18 protein-coding genes are annotated in these 22,130 nt (G+C 53.9%); 6 read left to right on the forward strand and 12 right to left on the reverse strand.

The window, feature by feature from the left end; all coding sequences use genetic code 11:
* Window positions 1-28: 28 nt before the first annotated feature.
* The 3 genes from OXH16_20605 (at window position 29) to OXH16_20615 (ending at window position 2,477) form a co-directional block, all read left to right on the forward strand.
* Window positions 29-238, forward strand: coding sequence for a hypothetical protein (locus OXH16_20605; protein ID MCY3683807.1), 210 nt, complete (start codon window positions 29-31; stop codon window positions 236-238).
* Between the two features lie 115 nt (window positions 239-353).
* Window positions 354-827: a hypothetical protein gene (locus OXH16_20610; protein MCY3683808.1), complete on the forward strand. Its 474-nt coding sequence runs from the start codon at window positions 354-356 to the stop codon at window positions 825-827.
* A 51-nt stretch (window positions 828-878) separates the two neighbouring features.
* The gene (locus OXH16_20615; protein MCY3683809.1) at window positions 879-2,477 is read left to right on the forward strand and encodes a LamG domain-containing protein; all 1,599 of its coding nucleotides are present in this window, start codon (window positions 879-881) and stop codon (window positions 2,475-2,477) included.
* On the opposite strand, the gene OXH16_20620 is transcribed toward OXH16_20615, so the two are convergent.
* From OXH16_20620 to OXH16_20675, 12 genes are all read right to left on the reverse strand, one after another.
* Entirely contained in the window at window positions 2,471-3,466 is a 996-nt protein-coding gene (locus tag OXH16_20620) for an alpha/beta hydrolase (GenBank protein MCY3683810.1), read from the reverse strand. The genes OXH16_20615 and OXH16_20620 overlap by 7 nt on opposite strands.
* 29 nt (window positions 3,467-3,495) lie before the next feature.
* Complete coding sequence (locus OXH16_20625; protein ID MCY3683811.1) at window positions 3,496-4,698, reverse strand: sulfatase-like hydrolase/transferase; 1,203 nt, start codon at window positions 4,696-4,698, stop codon at window positions 3,496-3,498.
* Window positions 4,699-4,758: 60 nt separating this feature from the next.
* The gene (locus tag OXH16_20630; GenBank protein MCY3683812.1) at window positions 4,759-6,180 is read right to left on the reverse strand and encodes a pyridoxal-dependent decarboxylase; all 1,422 of its coding nucleotides are present in this window, start codon (window positions 6,178-6,180) and stop codon (window positions 4,759-4,761) included.
* 34 nt (window positions 6,181-6,214) lie between these two features.
* Complete coding sequence (locus OXH16_20635) at window positions 6,215-7,192, reverse strand: phytanoyl-CoA dioxygenase family protein (protein MCY3683813.1); 978 nt, start codon at window positions 7,190-7,192, stop codon at window positions 6,215-6,217.
* Window positions 7,193-7,216: 24 nt separating this feature from the next.
* Window positions 7,217-8,743 (reverse strand): sulfatase-like hydrolase/transferase, encoded by a 1,527-nt coding sequence (locus OXH16_20640; GenBank protein ID MCY3683814.1) that lies wholly within the window; start codon window positions 8,741-8,743, stop codon window positions 7,217-7,219.
* A gap of 12 nt (window positions 8,744-8,755) precedes the next feature.
* Entirely contained in the window at window positions 8,756-10,042 is a 1,287-nt protein-coding gene (locus OXH16_20645) for a DegT/DnrJ/EryC1/StrS family aminotransferase (GenBank protein MCY3683815.1), read from the reverse strand.
* Complete coding sequence (locus OXH16_20650) at window positions 10,035-11,279, reverse strand: neutral/alkaline non-lysosomal ceramidase N-terminal domain-containing protein (protein ID MCY3683816.1); 1,245 nt, start codon at window positions 11,277-11,279, stop codon at window positions 10,035-10,037. Before OXH16_20650 ends, OXH16_20645 begins: the two co-directional genes overlap by 8 nt.
* Window positions 11,280-11,359: 80 nt before the next feature.
* A complete protein-coding gene (locus tag OXH16_20655) occupies window positions 11,360-12,769 on the reverse strand; it encodes a sulfatase-like hydrolase/transferase (GenBank protein ID MCY3683817.1) in 1,410 nt (469 codons plus the stop codon).
* Window positions 12,770-12,789: 20 nt separating this feature from the next.
* Window positions 12,790-14,259, reverse strand: a complete 1,470-nt coding sequence (locus OXH16_20660; protein ID MCY3683818.1) for a sulfatase-like hydrolase/transferase — start codon at window positions 14,257-14,259, stop codon at window positions 12,790-12,792.
* Window positions 14,260-14,280: 21 nt separating this feature from the next.
* Window positions 14,281-15,144: a phytanoyl-CoA dioxygenase family protein gene (locus OXH16_20665; protein ID MCY3683819.1), complete on the reverse strand. Its 864-nt coding sequence runs from the start codon at window positions 15,142-15,144 to the stop codon at window positions 14,281-14,283.
* A 22-nt stretch (window positions 15,145-15,166) separates the two neighbouring features.
* Window positions 15,167-16,324 carry a hypothetical protein gene (locus OXH16_20670; GenBank protein MCY3683820.1) on the reverse strand — a complete coding sequence of 386 codons (1,158 nt, stop codon included), beginning with the start codon at window positions 16,322-16,324 and terminating at the stop codon, window positions 15,167-15,169.
* Window positions 16,325-16,399: 75 nt separating this feature from the next.
* Window positions 16,400-17,431 (reverse strand): hemolysin family protein, encoded by a 1,032-nt coding sequence (locus OXH16_20675; GenBank protein MCY3683821.1) that lies wholly within the window; start codon window positions 17,429-17,431, stop codon window positions 16,400-16,402.
* 301 nt (window positions 17,432-17,732) lie between these two features.
* Here OXH16_20675 and katG point away from each other — a divergent pair, with 301 nt between their 5' ends.
* From katG to OXH16_20690, 3 genes are all read left to right on the forward strand, one after another.
* Complete coding sequence (gene katG / locus OXH16_20680; protein MCY3683822.1) at window positions 17,733-19,865, forward strand: catalase/peroxidase HPI; 2,133 nt, start codon at window positions 17,733-17,735, stop codon at window positions 19,863-19,865.
* A 16-nt stretch (window positions 19,866-19,881) separates the two neighbouring features.
* Window positions 19,882-20,181 (forward strand): YciI family protein, encoded by a 300-nt coding sequence (locus OXH16_20685; protein MCY3683823.1) that lies wholly within the window; start codon window positions 19,882-19,884, stop codon window positions 20,179-20,181.
* Between the two features lie 75 nt (window positions 20,182-20,256).
* Window positions 20,257-22,017 carry a hypothetical protein gene (locus OXH16_20690; GenBank protein ID MCY3683824.1) on the forward strand — a complete coding sequence of 587 codons (1,761 nt, stop codon included), beginning with the start codon at window positions 20,257-20,259 and terminating at the stop codon, window positions 22,015-22,017.
* The last annotated feature ends 113 nt before the right edge of the window (window positions 22,018-22,130 follow it).

Here is a 22,130-nt window from a genome sequence, read left to right on the forward strand (position 1 = left end):
TTGCAAAACAACGCTCGCCAACTCGCGTCTGCTTCCCACGCCTAAAGGCTGTGGGCTTTACGGGCTATTTGATAAAGTAACAATTTCATATGAATCATTCGGTTCTGAAAAAAGTTTCGATGACCTTCTTGAACTGGCTGCAAAGGTCTATGAAGGACTCCCCGCTGACGACATCGACGGCATTGAGAAGATTGCACACGGCCGTCGCGATTTTTTGGGAGATAGAACGGGTGCTTAACATTCCCATTCTATCAACTGAGCATCGGAAAATCAATTTGATAATTCGGCTTGCGAGATGTATTTTCGATTATAGATCTCGCTCTGCTTTTAACCGCCCAAACCAAGGAGGAATCATGCTACGAGTAAGCGACCCTTTCGTTCAGAAGTACATCGACTCCGAGTTCGGGCAGCGATGTCTCAACGAGGGCACGCATTGCACGGAGTGTGTGAGGGAAGAAGACAGGGAGATATGGGGAGTCGGTGATGAACCTTCCTCCTCGGCTTATCCGGGCTTAGCGGCTCGAAAGTTCATCAGGGCTCACGAGATCTACGAAGAACTTAGCCTTGCAAGCCCGGCTGAGATTATCGGTGTAGGCATTCTGAAGGAGCTATCTGCTCACACATCAGGCAAGACTCGGGATGCTCTCTGGTACGAAGCTCACGGAAGCGGAGGTGGCATCCCCGTCTGCATCAGGCCGTGTATGTGGCAGGCTGGGCAATATGTACTTGATATCGCGATTCTTGAATCCATGTTCCAACGGAAGGAATTGGGCATCGACACCGAAATGCTGTCTCGTTTTCTGGCCAGGATTGCAGAGCATAGGTAATCAGCGACATTCCTTATTACCACCCAGAAGTTAATTTCGGAGTAAAACACTATGGATCGCGACTTAATCGCCCACTGGCCATTCCGGGAAGACCTGAAAGACCATTCCGAAAGCGGCCTGTCCATCCAAAACCACGGCATTGAAATTGGGGAATCTGGTGGGCAAAAAAGCGCCCAATTCAATGGGGTGGGGACCTTTCTGGAAGTTCCCTGCGACCTGTCTATAGGGACAGGTGATTTTTCATGCGCGGGATGGATCTATACGGAAGAAACCGAAGTGGTCGGCGATATCCTCGGCCAATTCGATCCGGAAACCCGCCAGGGGTGGCAGGTCTCGGTCCTCACCAATACCGGCATGACCTCCACCGCCCAGTCGAATTACCGCAACCTCCACTTTGGCATCGACAACGGGCATCTCGGGTCCTGGACCGATTGTGGGCGTCCCGGTCAGGCAGTCAAAATATCTGCACTTTCAACAATAGGTGGACACCTGTACGCCGGCACCTTCGAGAATGGCAAAGACGAGGTCGGTCACCTGTGGCGTTACGAAGGGGAAAAACGCTGGGCCGACCTGGGCAATCCAGTGGGATGTAACTCTGTCAACGCAGTCGTCGAATTTCAAGGCGCGCTCTACTGCGCTCTCGGCCGGTATAATAGCATCGGCTCCGCCCTGGGCGACCCCCTGAACACCACACCCGGCGGTCAGGTCTATCGGGTCGATGCCGATGGTCAATGGACTTTTTGCGGGCATCCAGGCATCGAAGACGCCACCCCCGAAGAAACACCCACCACGGGACACAACACGGGCAAAGCCGACAACGCCACCGCTCTCACGGTTTATCAGGGTCGGCTCTACGCCACCAGCCTCTATCGCGAGGGTGCCTTTGTCTATGATGGCGGCACCTCCTGGACGCCTATAGGTCCAGATGTGCGGCTGATGAGTTTCACCGTCTATCGGGACCGGCTCTACACCCTCGTCAACGGCGGTCCGGTTCTTCGCTACGAAGGCGGCACCGAATGGACCGACTGCGGCTGCCCCGAAACTTCTACTCAGACCTACTCGGCGGTTACTTTCAAGGGCCAGCTCTATGTCGGCACCTGGCCTCAGGGAGAAGTCTATCGATATGACGGCAACACGACCTGGACCTGTCTGGGCAGGGTCGGATACGAACGTGAAATCATGGCCATGGGACTTTACAACGGCAAGGTCTATATTGGCTCGCTCCCAATGGCCAATGTCTGGCGGATGGATGGTAATCAGTTCACATTTTTAGAGTCTCTGGACCACACGTCCGCGCCTCTGCGGCGGGTCTGGTCCATGGCCGTTTATCAGGGTCGCCTCTATGCCGGCACCCTGCCGTCTGGACACGTCTATTCGGTCGAAGCCGGAAAAGTCGCCACCTGGGACCACACATTTCTCGAAGGATGGCGACACGTAGCCGCCGTCAAGCAAGGCGGTGTTCTGACCCTGTACGTCGATGGAATCTCCGTCGCTACAACAGACAGCTTCAATCCAAAACGCTACGACCTCAATTCCAATTGTCCTCTCTTAATCGGCTTTGGCGCCCACGACTATTTCAAAGGTGCCCTGCGAGACGTTCGTATCTATCGCCGGGGCCTCACACAACGGGAAATCCAGCGCCTTCAGTGACGGCTCTTTAGCCACCAGCGCATGGTATTACTGACCATATCCGCTGCGTCTCGTTGAACCCAATGGCCGCTGCTGGGGATGGTGACGAGTGTGTAGTCCTTGTTGATCCAATTCCACGTGTCGCGTAACCCGTCTTTGTCAACAGCCTTGTCTTTCAACCCGTGGAATTGCAATACGGGCATGGTGAGATTGGGCATCTCCAGGCTCTGGCCAGCCCCCGCAGTTAGACCGCTGTAGGCCGCCCGGTAATAGTCGAGCATGCCCTTGACCGAGGATTGGGAGAACGCATTGATGTAGCGCTGCCGCACTTCGTCTGGGGCATTACCCACCGAAATACGTGTAAGCACCTCGGGCGAGAACCGTTTTTCGTATTCAGGCGTTTGAAAGTCGGTAATGTATTGCGTATTCTTCTTTTGCTCTGCCGTCGCGTTACGCAGCACGGTGCCGTAGCCCTTCGGGTGAGTCAGATTGCAGATCACCAGCTTGTTGACGAGTTGCGGATAGTGCATGGCGAACCGCCACGAAATGGCGCCACCCCAATCGTGACCAACGAGGGTGACCGAGTCGACCTCCAGGTCCTTGATCACAGCTTCGACATCCGACATGAGATGGGACATGGTGTAGTGTTCCACGCCTTCGGGCTTGCCGCTCTTGTTGTAGGCGCGTGTGTCCATAGCGACGGTCTTATAGTTGTCGGAAAGAGCGGCCATCTGTTCGCGCCAGGTGTACCAAAAATCGGGAAAGCCATGGACAAAGAGAATAACGGGGCCTTCGCCCAAGGTGACGTAGTGGAGTGCCACCCCGTCGTTATCCGTCTCATGGTGCTCGACGCGGTCGAATACATCCGCCTTGACGTTAGCTATCGGGGATTTGACGGCACCCTTCAGGCGTTCCTGCTGCGCCTGCCCTTGAGCGAAGAAAATGCAGGAGCAAATGACCACCAGTATTGAGCGTGTCATGCGTTGTTTGGTTCGTTGCGACGGTTTCATGGTGTTCATCTTTCCAATGGTTTGGGGGATCAGGCTTTTGATGTTTGTTGGGCTTCGCAAGTTTGTTTCCAAGCATGGTGCTCTGCCATCATATTCTCAACTTTTTCAGGGAAGGTCGCGCGCAGGTCGCGTTGTTCATCCGGATCAACGCTCAGATCGAACAGGCCGTCTGGTTTGCCGTCTGTGGCGTGGAGTTTTAGATTGCCTTCACGGATTGCGTCTTCTGTCCTATACGTCCAGTGCAGGGTGCGGTTCAGGGGTTGCTCTTTACCTTTGAAAAGAGGCCACGCGTTTTGGGCGTCAATGACGCGATCATCGGGCACAGTTGCACCGGCGAGAGCGGCGAATGTCGCGTAGAGATCGTAGTGTACCCAGGGGGTATGGATTTTTGTATTTGGAGCGATTTTTCCCGGCCAGACCGCGTTGCAGATTACTCTTAGTGAACGTTCCCAGAGAGTTCTGCCATAACCATTGGTCCGGCTGCCTCCCTGGTCGCTCAGGAAGACGATGAGCGTATTTTCCGCAATACCGGCGTGGTGTACCGCATCCAGTACGCGTCCCACGCACAGGTCCAGATATTCGACCATATACTGGTAGTTTACCATTGGATCGTCGCTGTGATAGTATCCGGGTGGGGCCTGGTAGGGACCGTGTGGGGCATAAAAGGGGAGATTCAGGTAGAAGGACTCTGGCTCTTGGGATTGGCGGTTGATAAATTTGATGGCCTCATCCGTAAACAGGGTATCGAAGTAGCCCTCGTGCGCTATGGGTTCCAGGCCGCGAAAAAAGTGGCTTTTCATGTCGCGGTTGTAAAGGTGGGTGTAGTAGTCGGCATGGCCTGCGTTGCTGCCGTAAAATTCATGAAAGCCGTGGTGTAGCGGATTGAATTTTGCGGCATATCCCAGGTTCCATTTTCCAAACAGTCCTGTCGTGTATCCGGCATTTCGCAAAAGTCTGGCCAGAGAGATTTCCCGGAGTGAGAGGCCGGATTCCGGATCATCTGGGCGTGTCTGTGAGTTGATGCCAACCCGATACGGATGTCTGCCCGTGTTCCAGGCACAACGCGCGGGTGAACACAGCGGGGTGGCGATCAGGCAGTTGTCGAATACAACGCCCTCGCTCGCCATTGTGTTCAATCTGGGAGTTTCGAATATCCCTTCTCCATAATAATCGACTGCTTCGCGACCGAGGTTGTCGGCGACCATGAAGATGATATTTGGGTGGTTTTTCATTGGTATTTCCTTAATTGCTTGAAAAGTATAAACTTATGGTTATGGAGATCAGAGACAATATCAGTTCTGAGGATCGGGATGGCTCGCATAGGCCAGTTCGCGCAGTACATCGACCGCGAGGAGGACATCTTCCCTGCGACAGTCGAACTGCCCGACCTGGAAGCGAATGACGAATTGTCCTTCATGGATCGTCTGCGTCAGGTAGATACGGCCGTCATCATTGACCGCGCGGAGCAGGCGTTCGGTGGCGTCGTTGGCGTTTTCACCGTCGGGGGCGTACTGGAACGTGAAGAGCGAAAGGTGGCAGTCCGTTATCAGGCGAAAGCCGTCCAGAGATGCGATCGCGGCGGCGGCCTCCTCAGCCCAGGCAATGTGGTTCCGGATGCGCTGTCGGAGGTCTTTGAGGCCGTGGGCGCGAAGCAGGAACCAGAGTTTTAAGGCTCGAAATCGGCGTCCCAGGGGGATCGTCCACTCGCTGTAATTGGTGATCTCGGTTTGACCGAGGGTCTGCAGATAATCCGGACGGATGCCGAGGGTGCGAACCTGTGGTTCCGGGTCCGCGAGAAACTGGATTGAGCAGTCGAACTGCGCACCGAGCCACTTGTGGGGATTGAAGGCAATACTGTCGGCTTCCTCGACGCCCTCCCACAACTTCCGTAGCTCGGGACAGATCATCGCGGAACCGGCCCACGCGGCGTCGATGTGGACGTAGAGATCATGCTCTCGTGCCACTTCTATGGTCTGGCGCACATGGTCGGATGCGCCAATTGATGTGCCTCCAACACAGAGGACGATACCGGCCGGAAGAAAACCCGCGGCGCGATCTGCGTTGATCGCCCGGCGGAGCGCCTCCGGGTCGAGTGCCCAGGAACCATCGGTCGGGACTTTGACCAGATTCCGTTGGCCGATACCGGCGATGCGAATCGCCTTGTCAACCGACGAATGGGTCTCTGGCGATGCGTAGATCCGGAGTTGTTTCTCTCCTGCTATTCCAGAATCGATCCCGCGCCAGCCGAGTGTGCGCTCGCGCATCGCCAGTACGGCGCAGACATTTGCCGACGTTGCCGTATCCTGGATAACCCCCTGAAATCCTTCTGGTAGCCCGAGTGCCTGGCGCATCCAGTCAACCATCCGAGTTTCAATCTCCGTAGCTGCGGGTGAGGTCTGCCAGAGCATGCACTGGGCAGCCATGACCGCCGTCAAATTTTCGGCGATCATCGAAACCGGCGCAGCGTTGGCGCTGAAGTACGCAAAAAAGCGCCGGTGTTGCCAATGCGTCATGCCGTCCGGCACAATGCGCTCAAAGTCGGCGAAGATCGTCTCCATGCCTGCAGGCTCTTCCGGTGGCGATAGAGGCAGCATCGCAGCGATCTCGCCCGGTTCAGTCTGCGCCCGAACGGGCCGTTCTTCGAGCGTGGTCAGGTATTCGGTGCCCCACCGTGCAGCTCGTTCAGCCCATTGATAGTAGTCTTCTCGTTTCAATGCATTACATCCAGGTTTTTAGAAATCCAGTTCTTCAAAGGTAATCGCTGACGTCCATTTCAGGATATGCGTTCTTTATCAGTTCAACGGCGGTGGGTGTGTACATTGCGTCACCGGGTTTCGGCCAGCCGAAGAGACTGCGAACCCTCGATGTCGTTTTGCCCAAAAAGGGTTTCAAGCGCCGAATCACTTCAGCTTCCCTTTTTCCGGTCGATGTCCAGGGCATGGTGTCTCTGCGTCCTATTGAAAAGAAGATGACGGCGCGTTGCCTGTCCTTGTCTGCAAAAGGTTGCGCTGCGTGTGGCGTGTGTCCACTGTAGAAGAGAACGCTGCCAGCTTTCCCGGTGATTGAGACGGGTTCTTGTGCGTGAAGAATTTTGCGGATATCGGCAAAGCGGTAGGAGTGAGGTACCTTGCGGATGTCGCCAAAGCCCAGGCCGTCGTCCTCAATCACACGCAAGATATCGCCCATTTTGTCGTGTACTCCTGGGACCAACCGAACAGGCGCACAATCTTCATCAATATCGTCCAGAAAGACCCAGGCCTGAATATGGCCATATCGCTGCCAATCCGGGTGAGGGGGAATAAAGGGTTTGGCCCAATCCAGGTGAAATTCGATTTCCGGCTTTGTTGGGGCCTTTCTATCTATTCTGCCGTTTCGGATATAGACGTAACCATGATGGTAATGTATATCAGGCGTATCCAGAAGTTGTTCCAGAGCATCCAGAAAAGGGTCGTGTTCCAGGACCTGGTCAATGACTCCTACCCCTGTTGGAATGTCACAGAACTCCGCTCTGGGACCGGCCATCCCGAGACCTGCTCCGGGCAGTCTCAGCTCATTCTCAAGGTCGGGATTGGCTTTCAATTCGGCAATGAACTCGGAAAAAGACTTTCCATAAGCATTTTTTTCCGCGGCCTCAAGCATCTCTGACAAGTGGTTGGCCGAGAACAGATCCGGGACTAAGAGGTAGCCCTCTTTTTGATAAGACTCACACTGTTGTGGCGTCAGCATTTTCGATCTCCTTTAATAAATCGTCTAAATTTCATCGTCATCCAGAGCGCGCTGCCCTTCAAACGGTCCCCAGTGAATACGCGCTCTGGTTCTTCTATCGCTCTTGTAAATCTCCGGATCATAATCCGGGTTTACCTTCGGGAATCGCGCCTCGACCAGTTCGAGATAGCGCATCATCTCGTCGTAGAGTTTCTGGTGTGTTTCCGGATTTTGCTTTGCAATGTTGGTAACCTCGCCAATGTCGCCAGAAAGGTCGAACAACATTGGGATATCCGGTCGTTCGTAAAAATGGATCACTTTGGACGAACCAGAAATAATGACCGAATGTGGCACAGAATTCCGATAATGAGGATAATGAAAATAGAGATAGCGATTTAGAAAGGCATCGTCCGGCTCTTTTCCCGCCATGTAATCCGCGAGGCTGACACCGTCGATATTCTGCAATTTTTCCGAGTCGCCACCAGCCCAATCAACGAAGGTGGGTAAGAAGTCATAGTTGATCACATTGCCGGTAAAAGCCGAGCCAGGTTTGACTCCCGGACCCTTGACAATCATAGGCACCCGGATGCCTCCATCCCACAACCACCACTTTGTTGCGTGTAACGGTTGCTTGTAGTCGGGTATGATTTCGACTTCTTCGTGTCGGTACCCGTTGTCACCTGCTACGATAATATAGGTGTTATCCTCAATCCCCAGTTCCCTGAGCTTGTCGAGCACTGCGCCGATCCGACCGTCCAGGTCCTCACCCATTCCCAACCAAATTACGGGATCATCTCCACGGTTGACTGTGTCGGGATGTTTATTGTTTTTTTTATACCACTCCTGCACCAGTGGGTGGTTCACATACTTTTCACGCGTTTTATCCAGGCATTCATAACCCGCGTGCATGGCATAATGAGATATCTGGAGGTAAAAGGGATTGCTTTTTTCTACCTGTTCTTCCATAAAGCCAATTGCCTTTTCAGTAATACTGAACATCAACTTGGGATCGGCCATATCTTTGGGTAGTCGCCTGGGCGTCCGCTCGTCCCTCTCCAGTCCGTACTTCAGGGTATTGCCGGGATTATTGTCGGTAGCACCATCGTGTAATACGTAGCCCGCTTTTGCAGGATCGCCTCTCATGTGCCATTTGCCAATGTGGGCGCTGACATAACCCAGTGGCTTGAGAGCTTTGGGAATGGTGACTGCGTCTTCGTCGAGTTCTCGGTCGGACACGTTCGGGACCAGCGGGAAATGCCGATATTCCCTTTTCGTGTCGTAGTAGGGCTCTCTTGCCCCCAGATATACCGTGAAACCACTGTGTGGAGCAGACAGCCCCGTCTGTACGCACACACGAGCAGGTGCACATTGGGGCGCTCCATAGGCATTGCGAAACTTCATGCCCTCATTTGCCAGCTTTTGGATGTTCGGCATTTGCAAGACGGGCATGAGGGAATTCTCCAGGGTGTCATCCATGGCAACCGGTGATCCGTTCCATGCCCAGTCGTCTATATAAAACATGACAATGTTGGGCCTCGCTTGTTGCTCCTTAAAACAATTTTTCTTTGGCATTATCACAATCCTTCAATTCTCAAAATAGACATCAATCAATTCATCAATATTATCCCGCAATTTTTGGAACGCTTCGAGAATGAGGTCCATGTTTTCGCGCGATCCGAGAAGTATGCGGTGCGTGAGATCAAGGGCTTCGGTTTCGTGAATGCGCTCGGCTTCGGGACAATAGACTTTGGTGTAGTCGATGGGATCAGCCTGATACAACGGACAGCGGATTGGACAGCCTGTTTCGCCCCATTTGCCGCTGGCAAACATGCTAAATTGATAGAGGGGCTTTGTCGGGCCAATGCCACAGGGTACGCCTTCAGCCTGGAGCGCTTTGCGGAATCGTTCGCGGTGGATGCCTTCAAATTCTTCGGAGATAAATTTGAAGTGCCAGCGATAGGGGTTCCAGCGGGTGACGCGCTCGTCAATGTCGAGGCCAGTGAGTCCGGGAATAGATTCCATTCCTTTGTGGAGGTACTTGAGATTTTCCCACCGAATTTCTGCCTGTTCTTCGAGGCGGGTGAGTGCGATCAGGCCGATGGCCGCTTCAAATTCGCCCAGTCTTAAGGTTGTGGCAGGCCAGGTGAAGTTCATACTTTCTTCGCCTCTGTCTCGGCCTGCGTGATGATACCGAAAGGCTTTTTCGTACAGGCTTTCGTCTTTGGTCATCACCACGCCGCCTTCGCCTATAGCGAGTACTTTGCCGGGCATGCAGGAGAAACCAGCAATGTCGGCGTGAGATCCCACGCCTTTGCCTCTCCATTGCCCGCCGTGTGCATGAGAACAGTCGCTGACCAGACCGATGTTGTATTTGCGGCAGATGTCACTTAGAGCATCTGTATCGCAGGGCATGCCGCCCATATCTACGGCAACCACTGCCCGTGTGCGCGGCGTGATGAGGGCTTCTACGCTTTTGGGGTCGATGGTGTAGTTGCGCGGGTCGATGTCGGCAAAGATGGGAATGCCATTGCAAATCATGACGCAGGAAGCAGATGCGATATAAGTTGATGCAGGGACAATGACTTCACAGCCAGCTTCGACGCCGAGGGCGCGCAAGCAGGTTTCGAGTGCTGTGGTGCCTGTGGAGACAGCAAGGGCGTATTTGCTGTCGTGAAATTCTGCAAAAGCCTGTTCAAATGCGTAGAGTTTGCTGTCGCCATGGTTGTAATAGTCAAAGCCACTGCGCCCCCATTTGTGACTGCGAAGGACGCCGACAACGGCTTTTTCTTCGCGTTCATCGTGAACCGGCCAGGGTTGGCGGAGGTCTCTATTAACCGTTTTTGAACCACCGTTGATTGCGAGTTCAGGCATTGGAGCGTTCCTTGTGGGATGAATTATCGTGCAGTTTTGTGAGTAAGATTTGTGTTTCGTCAATCCAGCGTTCACCTGTGCCGGGAATAACGCAGGCGCGGTTGTATTCGAGTGGGTCGCTTGGGTAGGGGATAACGCCGTAGCCTCCGAAGTTATACGCGCGGCGATTTGGGACATAGCCACATGATCCCTGGGAATAGCCCATGACAATCGTGCGCGCAAAGGGGGATGACGATTGGGTGGATAGCGATAGCTCGATGAAGGGTTCACCCTGCCAGAAGACGAGTGATAGGTCGTCGCTTATGCGGATGGCGGGGATTTCGATTCGGATGGTTTTTTCGTTTGTGTATCGGTTGGGAAGTGTGTCTTGCCAGCGCTCTACTTTAAGTGAAAGATTTGTTTCTGGCCTTGCTTGCGTCCAGGCAACGATGGCTTCTCTGGCGAGCGCTTTGCCCATTTCTTCGACCGTATCATAATTGTCTCTGGGTTCCTGAATCGGAAGTATGTTGCCACATGCCCCTTGTAAAAATATTGAGAAGGGTACAGATGTGCCTGCTCCAAAGTGGTGACAGGTAGCACCGGGATATTCGGCGGTGAAGAGACGATTGGCGGTCATCATGATGACGGGATGAGCGGCAAAGTGGATTGCGGCCGCGATGGGTTGGCCTTGGGGTGTGTCGAATCGCAGGACAGTGACTGCGGGGTCAACAGGGCCGTTGGGTAGTTTTTCGGGATTGAGGTTAAACGATTTAAAGCTTCCGTCGGGCAATATCTGGCGTCTGTTGTAGGCGAGGTCGGTGTTGACAGCGCCCGTTGAGAGTGTGGCGGGTTTGAGATTGGTTAGAGATTCGACAGCAGCATCGACAACCTGCTTTCTCAGGTGAACAATCGCATCATCTTCGGGGCTTCCGCCAAAGTAATAGATGCATTCTGGGCCACTGTGATTGTGGGTGCTGCACAGGATCAGGTTTTCGGGCGGAAGATCGGATTGTGCGGCAAAAGCATCGCGCATGGCATCGACGTCGATCCACTGAAAGCTCAGGAGATCTGCCGAGCAAATGACGATAGTGGTCGCGTCGTCAGATAGTGCCAGTGCTTTGACGTATAATGGGTCATGGATACCTTCTGCAATGCGGGGTTGCAGGGGCGAGCGGTTTACGGGAAAAGCACCCATGGCCGATCCCGTAGATGGTGTGATGTCTCGTTGTGCTGTACCAATTTTTATTATATCTGCCAAGGCTCAGATCTCCTATTTTGGATGTTCAGGAAATCCACACTGTTTTGTATTCGAACCATCTTTCTCCTGTTGAAACTCACTTAAAGCGTCATCGCATTCCACGGTTGTGTCGGATAATCCACCCACTGTTTTGATCCGCGCTCAAACGCCCACCGATACTCAGCGATTGCGCCTGCTTGTAGTTCTGCAATTCGCGGTGCATGTGCCGGGTCATTTGCCAAATTTACAAACTCATACGGATCTTCAGCAATGTGATACAGCTCTGGTCCATAAGATCCGTGAATATATTTCCACTCTTGCGTGCGAATGCTCAGGCTCAAATCTCGCGGATACTGTAACTCTGTAATCGCCACCTCGCGTTCACGTTCACGACCTTCAACCCGCGCCTTCAAACTCATGCCGGGTAAATGCACGGGAATATCCATCCCTGCAAAATCGAATGCTGTAGGTAGTACATCCAACAGATTCACAAGGGAATCGCTCACCAAACCCGTTTGAAATCCCTTTGGCGGTTTCACAATGAATGGAATGCGAATGGCCTGTTCGTAGAGATTGTATTTCGAAAATGCGGTTAGCCCTCGCGATCCCAACAACTCACCGTGGTCAGAGAGAAAAATGATCAGCGTGTCATCGTACAATCCATTGCAATCCAGGGCGTCTATCACTTGCTGATGACTCCGGTCGCAGGCCGTGACAAAAGCCATGTAATTTGCAATCGCATCTCGTAGTTCTTCTCGCTCTAACCCGACAAAATTGGGATAAGCATCTCTATCGGGTAAATTATCCGGCGGTTCAGGTGGTAACGCAACGTCGGCAGGGTCATATAAATCTGCCAAATTAGCTGGCGTTACATGAGGGGCGTGAGGCCCTGACAAACTGCAAATCATGAAAAACGGATTGTCCTTGTTCTCTTCCACAAAGGCAGCAGCCTGTCCGCCAACCCACCAGTCGCGCGTTTGCTCTAATCTCAAGCTGGTCGTAAATCCCTTAAATGCCGCCGCACAATTGTCTCCACCCCGACCAATTCCACGCGCTTCCCGCTCGCCCGTCCCCGTCTCCGCCCAATCCCGATGTTCCGCCACAAAATGGCTGTCCATACGCTCGCCCGTCTCGTGAAACGGCCCTGCCCGATGATCAAATCCGTAATAGTTGTCGCGTTCAATAGCCGCCTGATACGGTATTGTATGCATCTTGCCAAAGGCACCCGTTACAAAACCCGCCTGTCCAAACGCCTTTCCCATTGTCCACTCGGGGATTTGTGCGGGATTCAGTAAATGCCGATTGGAATAAATCCCTGACTGAAATGCATATCGCCCGTGCAACATCGAATGCCTACTCGGCAAACACGGCGATACAGCACACGTTGCCTGCGTAAACCGCATGCCCTCCTGAGCCAAGCGATCATACGCTGGTGTCTGCAACCCCGGATAATCCGCACATCCGAGGAAGGAATGCGCGTGTTGATCGTTCATTAAAATTACAACATTCATAACTATTCTCCATCGAGCAATCAGTAAATATATCGCACCCGCCTGAACTCACCGAGCATCGGGTCTTTCACGCGTTCCATGTGATCTTGCATACATTGCATCAGCGATTCCTGCAATGCCTTGTGTGTCTCGTGACCGTAGAGGTTGTGCAATTCGTGCGGATCGTTTTCGAGGTCATAGAGTTCTCCAATATCCGACTGATTAAATGCGAACTTGTGCGTCCTGGTGCGCACCATACGAGACTTGTGCTCCTGAATCTGGCCGTTGAACTGACAATACACGCTGTCACGTCCCGTCGGTTCATCCTCACCCTTCAATAGTGGAAGAATGCTCTGTGTGTCGGGTACAATATCGGGTTGCAGACCTGCGGCTTCCAAAAAACTCGGGAACAGATCCTGCAGATAGACAAATTCGTCGTTCTCCCGGCCTGGCTGTCGGCATTCGGGATGCGCTGCGATCAGAGGCAGGCGAAAGCTCTCCTCATCAAAATAAGGCCCTTTTTCAAACAGCTTGTGTGCACCCATATTGTCTCCGTGATCGGTGGAAAATACAACAAGTGTGTTTTCAGCCAGACCGAGCGTTTCCAACTCGGAAAGCATACGCCCCACCAGATCATCGATCATCGTCATATACCCCCAGTAGCGCGCCGTAATCTCTGCCCATTCGTCCCAGTTGTTGGGATCAATCCCCCAATAACGAGATACCAGAGTCTGAACATAGGGACGATTCTCCAGCGTATCGCAGAAACTCGGGTCCTCTGGAATTGACTTTGGGTCGTACATCGAGTAATACGGTTCCGGCACGATACACGGACTGTGCGGGCCCCAGAAGTTGGTCCAGATAAAAAAGGGATCTTCTTTCTGTGCATACGCCCGCATAAGCTCAACTGTTTCCGAAGCAACCATGGCTTCGAAATTGTGCTCAATAGTTCCGGCATGGAGGCCGTGCAGTTCCCGATTTCGCTGTCCTGGATTGCCCTGCGCATAGAACGCTTCTATAAGCACTGGCGGTTCCAGGTTCTTCTCGTTCAAATAGTCCAGGTAATTCCTCGCAATCTGGGAATCTTTCTGCGCACCGCTCTTGATACCTGGCATATTGATATTGGATGCGGGATAGCCATATTTGGGGAAATCTCGTTTACAGCGAAATCCCCAATCACTTGGGTTCTTTTGGTGATCCACATGCCACTTTCCCGCATATCCCAGGTTGTATCCCGCCCGTGGTAGCTCTGTCGCAAAATTGGGAAGCGACTGATCCAACTGCCCACCGTTGGTTTCAACCCCGGTGATGTGACCGTACCGACCTGTAAATAGCGCGGCCCGACCGGGCGCACATGGGATGATAAGCGGAAAAGCATTGTTGAAACGCACACCCCGGCTTGCCAGGTTGTCAATATGTGGTGTTCTGCACTGGGGCGCACCATAACACCCCAGCAGATCCCAGCGCTGTTGATCTGTTAGAATTAGCAGAATATTCGGTTTCTCTTGCATATTTGTGTCCTCATAGTTTCCCTAACTCGCCATCGCCAGTACCTGATCTTCATCAATCAGGAATTCTTTCGGTAAATCGAGGGGGTGGCCGTTTTCACATACGGGCAAATAATCCAGATATTTGTTTCCAGGACGGATCGCCCGCATCCAGGGCACATCGCGTTTGGCAATAAATGTCCCTGCCAGGCCGATGCGTTGTTTGTCTGAGTGGTTTGGTCCGCTATAGTGCAATGCATTTTGATGCCATACCAGAATATCTCCAGGTTCCATTTCACAGGCCACCGCGTCCTGTTCCAGGTTATAGCCGTGATCGCGCGGATCCACTTCCGTGAGCTTATTGCCCTGCCGCTGGTGTGCAATGCGTCCCAGTTTCTGTGAAAAAGGAATCAATTGTAAGCATCCATTCTCTTTTGTTGCCCGATCAATTGCAATCCAGAAATCAAACATCATAGGCTCGTTGGGGTCATAGGGGGCAGGTGGCATGTTCCAGGCTGCAGAGTCCTGATGCCAGGGGGTAATAGAACCGTGTCTGGGGGGTTTTAGGAAGAAACCACCGGCGTTTACACAAAAGTCATCCTGTAAGACAGAGCGCACCAGCCCGACGGTTCGCGGATTTGAAATCATCTTTTTCCAGAGCGTCTCATTGTGATACGCCGGACTATTCAATCGATAAAAGCGGTGCAATGGATTCCGGGCATTCGGCTTGTCCTCCTTCACATGCCCGATCCCCAATCGCTCGTATATGTCGGCGTGTTCGGCAATAAACCGAACGCGCTCTTTGATTATGGGGATATCGTCGCGGTTCAACAATCCCTGAAAGATGAAATATCCCTTTTCCAGCAATTCCCGGTTCCAATTCTTGTCGCGTATCTCGTCTCTTTTCATAGCAGATTCCTTTGTTAATCGCCTAATCTGCCAGCCCATCCTGGTTTTCATCGTCTATGCCGGCATAGGGGCTTTCAACGATTGCTTCCCAGGCCACCCGACGCATAATCCTATCAACTCTTTCGGGGATTCCTTCCGGCACGTAATCGGCGATGGTTTCCGGGCTTCTTCGGTAAAGCATTCCGAAGTACATATATCCCGCCAGTTGTTCAATCCCGCTTGTTCTGGATAGGTGACCGCCGTCTCGATAGATCCCGCGTTTGCCGACTCGTCCTCGATTTTCATCGATGCAGTCAAATTCGGGCAGCTTCCCTTCATGGTACAACCGGATCATCTTCATGACGGCTTCTCCCGCTGGGATCATGTGAACTTTTCCAGGATATTTCTCTTTCAAACGGGTGTATAGCAGTTCATCGATGGTTTTTTGCAGGTATTTGTGATCGGCCTCCAGGCTGGCCATTACTTCGTCGGGCTGCATTTCCTTATAAGAGGGAAGATGTCGTGGCCATCCGTCCTGGATGTAGAATCTCATTTCGGGATTGTTCTCAAGGCAGAAGTCGATCCACTGTGTGTAATACTCGGGCAGGTCATCGTAATAGCAACCCCAGGTCATGACGTCCCATTCTCCAGTCGCAATCGCGGGCAGCAAAATGGGCGCAGGGGGTGTGTCTTCGTTCCATTTGCCGAATTCTTTGAGCCATATTGCATTGGCGGCTCCTGTCGATCCGCCCCCTCCGTGGATGCGCTGGCGATGGCCCGTGTATCCCGCCGCCGCGGCAATTTCGAGGAGCTTGTTTCGGCCCGGTGCGACCCAGCTATGTCCTGTCATTACGATTCGGAGTCCATTTCCTTTCTCAAAGGATAGGGGACCTCGTTGCGCCGAGTTTTTTCCCATTTCTATGAATTTGGTGAACTCGGCTTTGTCCGGTTTGTGAATCAGGGTCTTTTGTATCCGCGCGCCAGTCCGGTTGGGTTGGGTGCTGTTTGGACCAATTGTTTCGGCCTGATATGCGCGCCATTCCGCTGCTGTAAGAATTCCGTCCTTATTCTTATCCGCCTTGGGGTACTGTGCCAGGAATCTTTTGAAGCGCGGGTCCGTCTCCGACGTCCTCTGTTGCGCCAGAGCCAGTCCCATAAAACTGCAAAGGCAAAATACAAAGATGAACCATTTTGTTTTCATCGGCTGTTTCTCCGTGTTAGAAGAGGGAAATACACTTGACAATATAGCTTCCAATACCGGTCATTCTTTGCGTATTTACTCTATGTTCTCCATAGCCTGACGGCGACGACGACGGGCAAGTGCGCGTAGATCAACAACCTCATCTGTTTCATCCACAATTTCACGTCCAATTATCTCTTCAAGCACGTCTTCCAGGGTCACCACACCAGCCAATCCACCGTATTCATCGATCACGACAAACAGATGTTGCCTGCGCTCAAGAAACGTGCGCAACACCCGATCCAATGTCAGCGTTTCCACCACAAAGTGCGCGCCACGAGAGAGACTTTGAACGGGAATATCTTCGCGACCTTCGGCAGCCGACGACAAAATATCCCGACGGTACACGATCCCAACAACATCTTCGGCATCTTCATCTACTATGGGAATGCGACTATACGATGGAACACCATCTTGCAACACCTCATTTACTTTTTGCTGGGCTTGAAGCGAATAAATGACCGTGCGCGGTGTCATTATTTCCTGAACTGTTTTCTCTTTTAACAATAGAATATTCTGAATAGCACTGCCTTCTTCTGCATTAATGGTTCCCGCATGGCGCCCCATATTTACCAATGCTATGAGTTCCTCTGAAGATACGACATGTTCAACTTTACCATGAGATATTAGCCGCGTCACAAATTGGCACAGCCAGATAAGCGGTGCTTGTATCCAGATCAAGACCTGGATGGGATAGGCAATCAGGGATACGAGATGCCGGGCATAAACCACGCCAACCGTCTTTGGAATAATCTCAGAAAATAAAAGTATCACCAGGGTAAATACCACTGAAAAATGCGGCAACCACGGCTCACCCAGAACTTCTGCCGCTGCCGCGCCAGCAAGGGCGGCGCCACCCGTATGCGCAATTGTATTAAGGGATAGGATACCCGCAATAGGCACATCCACATTTTCTCTAAACTTTTTCAATAACCGGCCAGAAACACTGCCAGTTTTTGCCAGCGATTCGATATGACCAATAGGAACTGAATACAATGCCGCTTCAAAAAGTGAACACATAAAAGAAAAGAAAACGGCAAAACTCGCAAAAAAAATCAATTCAAACATCTGATAACTCCTCTCTGTCTAAAATAATTCAGCTTTTTCAGAATAATCCGTAAGGTTCGAACTGCTCTCTTAACAATATAGTTTCCGATACCGGTCATTTCCAGCGATATTTCTCTATGTCGAGGAATATCGGAAAGGAGAGCGATCAGTCACATGAGCCAATACGATGCGAAGCTGAATTACCCGAACCAAATTCCTCTTGCATGGGAAAGAGAGAACCCATTTATTTTTCTTTCCGCAGGCTTGCAACAATTATAGAAGGTTGCGCCATACTCAGAAAACACTTTACAGGAGGAACGAAATGACTTCTAATCAGGACTGGTGGCCAGATCAGTTGGACCTGAAGGATCTCCGTCAGAATTCACCCCTGTCCGATCCAATGGACAAGGATTTCGATTACGCTGAGGCGGTTAAGACCCTTGACGTCGATGCGCTGAAGAAGGACATCGAAGAGGTGATGACGACCTCGCAAGACTGGTGGCCCGCTGACTACGGCCACTATGGGCCGCTCTTCATCCGCATGACATGGCACGCCGCAGGTACTTATCGCATCAGTGATGGCCGGGGTGGCGGAGGATCTGGCCATCAACGCTTTGCGCCCCTCAACAGCTGGCCCGACAATGGGAATCTGGACAAGGCACGCCGCTTGCTCTGGCCGATTAAGCAGAAGTACGGCCGGAAGCTCTCCTGGGCCGATCTGATCATCTTCGCCGGCAACTGCGCGCTGGAGTCGATGGGGTTCAAGACCTTTGGTTTTGCCTTTGGACGCCCGGATGTCTGGGAGGCTGACGAGACGGACTGGGGCTCCGAGACGACGTGGCTCGACGATCAACGCCACGACGCCGACGGCGAGCTTCAGGGACCGCTCGGCGCCGACCACATGGGCCTGATTTACGTGAACCCGGAGGGGCCGAATGGCAACCCGGACCCGGTCGCTGCAGCAGAATACATTCGCCAGACGTTCAAACGCATGGCGATGAATGACGAGGAGACAGTTGCGCTTATTGCCGGGGGACACACATTTGGCAAAGCACATGGTGCTGCTGCTGAGGATAATGTCGGTGCCGAACCAGAGGGGGCCAGCATAGAGGAACAGGGCCTCGGCTGGAAAAACAGCCATGGCTGTGGCAGAGGCGGCGATACGATCACCAGCGGCCTGGAAGGCGCCTGGACCAGTAATCCGGTGAAGTGGGACAACGAGTTCTTCGAGAACCTGCACAACTACGAGTGGGAGTTGACGAAGAGTCCAGCTGGTAAATCGCAGTACACGCCCGCGAATGCATCCGAAGTGGCCACCGTGCCAGATGCGCACGATCCGTCGAAGAAGCACGCCCCCATGATGCTCACTACAGACCTGTCGCTGAGAAAGGCCCCGGAGTATGCGACTATAGCAAAGCGCTTCCTCGAAAACCCGGCAGAATTTGAAGACGCCTTCGCCAGGGCGTGGTTTAAGTTGCTCCATCGCGACATGGGGCCCCGCAGTCGGTATATCGGGCCTCTGGTTCCCGAAGAGCCGCTGTTGTGGCAAGACCCGGTTCCCGATGTGGATCACGAGTTGATCGGGGAGCAGGATGTCGCCGACCTCAAGGCGAAGATTCTCGCCTCCGGACTGTCCGTTTCTCAACTGGTCTCGACCGCCTGGGCGTCGGCGGCATCGTACCGCGGCACCGACAAGCGCGGTGGGGCGAACGGGTCGCGCGTCCGTCTTGCGCCGCAAAAGGACTGGGAAGTAAACGATCCTGCGGCACTCGGTGAGGTGCTGCAGACGCTGGAGCAGATCCAGGCGGATTTCAACAACGCGCAGACTGGCGGAAAACGAGTCTCCCTTGCTGACTTGATCGTTCTGGCCGGGTGCGCAGGCGTTGAGCAGGCTGCCAGGAATGCCGGTCATGACGTGCAGGTTCCGTTTGCACCGGGCCGTACGGATGCGACGGAGGAGTGGACCGACGCGGAGTCCTTCGACGTGCTCGAACCCACCGCGGACGGGTTCCGCAACTATCTCCAGGCAGGGCAGGAAGGTACAGCGGAGGAACTGTTGGTGGAGCGGGCATACATGCTAACGCTCACCGCTCCCGAGATGGCGGTGCTCGTTGGTGGCATGCGCGTCTTGAATGCGAATACCGGGCAGTCTGAACACGGCGTGTTCACCGATCAGCCGGGGACGTTGACCAATGACTTCTTCGTGAATCTGCTCGACCTGAACACCGAGTGGAATGCGACCTCCGCAGCGCAGGACGTGTTTGAGGGACGCGATTCTCAGACCGGTGCGCTCAAGTGGACCGGCACCAGGGTGGATCTCGTCTTCGGTTCAAACTCCGAACTCCGAGCCTATGCGGAAGTCTATGGATGTGACGATGCACAGGATGTGTTCGTGCGCGACTTCGTAGATGCTTGGGACAAGGTGATGAATCTCGACCGCTTTGACCTGGCGTAATAAAGGAGAGTGCTATATGTATTTCGTAGTCTTCGCGACTCACAAAGAAGAAATGGGACAGGAACGGCTCCAATTGCAGGATGCATTTGCGGCCTACCTTCACGATCTCACCCAACATCCCGATGTGACCGTTCATCATGGTGGGCAGACGCTCAGCGAGAGTGAACAGATCGTTACCGGCTTCGTCCTCGTGATCGAAGCGCCCTCGCTCGAGGTGGCGCAGGCATTTGTTGCCGGCAGTCCCTATGCTCAGGCGGGCACCTTTGCCGAGTCTCACATCCGCCCATGGAACTGGTTGACGGGACGCCCTGGTTGAGCGCGTTGCTGCACCGCCCAAATATCTCTGGGCGTGAGGATCACAAGGTGTGCGTAGGCTGGCCAAGGAGGTATCATGAGCAACCGTCACGAGCAACGCGCTCCTGACGTTCAATACGAACCCGACGAGAGTCCTCCGGCGCTTGTGTCTCTGGGCAGCGGCCTGCAACTGGTCGTCCTCGGCATAACAAGCATCATCTTTATCCCCACAATTGTCGTCAGAGCCAGCGGCGGAACCGATGCGTACCTGTCCTGGACCGTGTTCGGTGCCGTCGCCGTCAGTGGCATCTGCACGGCTCTGCAAGCGGTCAGGCTGAGTCGGGTCGGAGCGGGATACCTGCTCTTTATGGGCCCCGCCGGAGCCTATATCGGCGTCTGCGTCAGCGCCCTCATCGAGGGTGGTCCAGCGTTGCTCGCTACCCTGGTCGTCGCATCATCGCTCGTCCCGATCGTGATTTCGATGCGACTGGCCCTGTTCAGGCGGCTTCTCACACCGACCATCGTCGGTACCGTGAACATGCTGATACCTGCGACCGTGCTGCCGGTCGTATTCAGTCGCCTGGCTGCTGCGCCGCCCGACACGGCGCTCAGTGCGCCGCTCACTGCGGTAGCGACTGGTCTGGTCATCGGAGGCATCTCTCTGAAGGCGGGGGCAACGCTGCGTTTATGGGCACCGCTCATCGGGGTGATTGCGGGTTCGGTCATTGGCGGATCGATGGGACTCTATGACCTCGATCTGGTTGCCAGGGCTGCGTGGATCGGATTGCCACAGGGCAACTGGCCGGGTATCGGACTTGACCTCGGTCCTGCCTTCGTGGGACTTCTGCCTGCCTTCGCGTTCGTGGCCCTCATCGGTGCCATCCAGACGATTACTGGTGCGGTCGCCATCCAGCGCGTGTCGTGGCGCCGGCCTCGGGCCGTGGACTACCGTGCGGTGGAGGGTGCGGTGACGGCGGACGGCATCGGCAAACTGCTATCGGGCATCACGGGGATCGTACCGACTCAGACCATCGGAGTCAGCGTTCCGACGGTAGAGCTTACGGGGGTCGCTGCCCGCCGCGTGGGAATCGTTGCCGCCGGCGTGCTGATCGTGCTGGCGTTCCTGCCCAAGGCACTTGCCATGATACTGGCGATACCCAGCCCGGTCATCGTCGCCTATCTGACCGTCGTGCTGGCGTTGACCTTTGTCCGCGGGATGACGGAGGTGGTACAGGACGGGATTGATCATCGCAAAGCGCTAATCGCCGGTGTCGCCTTCTGGGTTGGCGTCGGCTGCCAGAACGGTCTCTTATTCCCCGAGCTTCTCGCGGAGTTGGGGGGTGGTCTGCTGGGGAACGGGATAACGGCCGGGGGCATCATGGCGATTCTCATGACTTTGTTTCTGGAAGTGACGGCGCCCCGCCGCAGTCGGATCGAAGTGGCGCTCGATCTGTCCGTGTTGCCGAAGATCAGGGCGTTCCTCAATGCGTTCGCATCCCGCAACGGCTGGGGGGCGAAGATGGTTGATCGTCTCGACGCAGCCAGCGAGGAGACGTTGCTGACGCTGATCGGGCAGGACGAGGGTCAGGAGAAACGCGAGCAGCGGCGCCTTCTTGTGAAGGCACACAAGGAGAGCGGCGATGCTGTCCTCGAGTTCATTGCCGCGGTGGGCGAGGAGAACGTTCAGGACCGGATCGGATTGCTGGCGGACCGGCCCGATGACGTGCTGATGGAGCGGGAGGTCTCGCTACGGCTGTTGCGGCACATCGCGTCCTCTGTTCGCCACCAGCAATTCCACGACACGGATATCGTGACCGTCCAGGTAAAAGTTCCGGAGACGGGCGATGAGAACCGTTAAATGGGCAGGAAGCATTTGAAACATGAAGAAGTGTTCGAGCGGGCCTGGACCGACCCGGGCAACACCCGAATCGAGCTGTCTCCGGTTGACATCAACCTGGTGCTCGCCCAGTA

It is taken from the genome of Gemmatimonadota bacterium (assembly GCA_026705765.1).
GTDB lineage: Bacteria > Latescibacterota > UBA2968 > UBA2968 > UBA2968 > VXRD01.